Raw genomic sequence first — 456 nt, 5'->3', positions numbered from 1 at the left:
TTCTAAAACGCAAATTTCGTTTCGTTTATCCAGTTTTCAAGGATCAATTGATAAATCATATGGTGGAGCCAAGGAGGATCGAACTCCTGACCTCCTGCTTGCAAGGCAGGCGCTCTCCCAGCTGAGCTATGGCCCCAAATTCACCCTAACACAAGGCACGATGCCGTTCGTTATGGGATATATGGTGGGCCCTAGTGGACTCGAACCACCGACCTCACCCTTATCAGGGGTGCGCTCTAACCAGCTGAGCTAAGGGCCCATAACGGATATTATTTTGTGAACCCAAAAATGGGCTGCGCTTGGCGACGTCCTACTCTCCCAGGACCCTTCGGTCCAAGTACCATCGGCGCTGGAGGGCTTAACGGTCGTGTTCGGGATGGGAACGAGTGGAACCCCTCCGCCATCATCACCAAACGCATGAGAGTTTGAACTCTCAAAACTGACCAACGAGTGAGT

General features: G+C 52.0%; 2 tRNA genes and 1 rRNA gene. All 3 read right to left on the bottom strand.

The annotated features are described in order from the left end of the window. Positions 1-60: 60 nt before the first annotated feature. The 3 genes from MJ257_RS24695 to rrf all read right to left on the bottom strand — a co-directional run bounded on the left by MJ257_RS24695 (position 61) and on the right by rrf (position 414). Positions 61-136 (bottom strand) — tRNA-Ala (locus MJ257_RS24695). A 46-nt stretch (positions 137-182) separates the two neighbouring features. Next, positions 183-259: transfer RNA gene (locus MJ257_RS24690), tRNA-Ile, on the bottom strand. 38 nt (positions 260-297) lie between these two features. Further along, positions 298-414: ribosomal RNA gene (gene rrf, locus MJ257_RS24685) — 5S ribosomal RNA — on the bottom strand. Between the last annotated feature and the right edge of the window lie 42 nt (positions 415-456).

The sequence above is a fragment of the Paenibacillus timonensis genome, assembly GCF_022427145.1.
GTDB lineage: Bacteria > Bacillota > Bacilli > Paenibacillales > Paenibacillaceae > Fontibacillus > Fontibacillus timonensis.
This window is presented reverse-complemented; position numbering and strand designations above follow the sequence as displayed.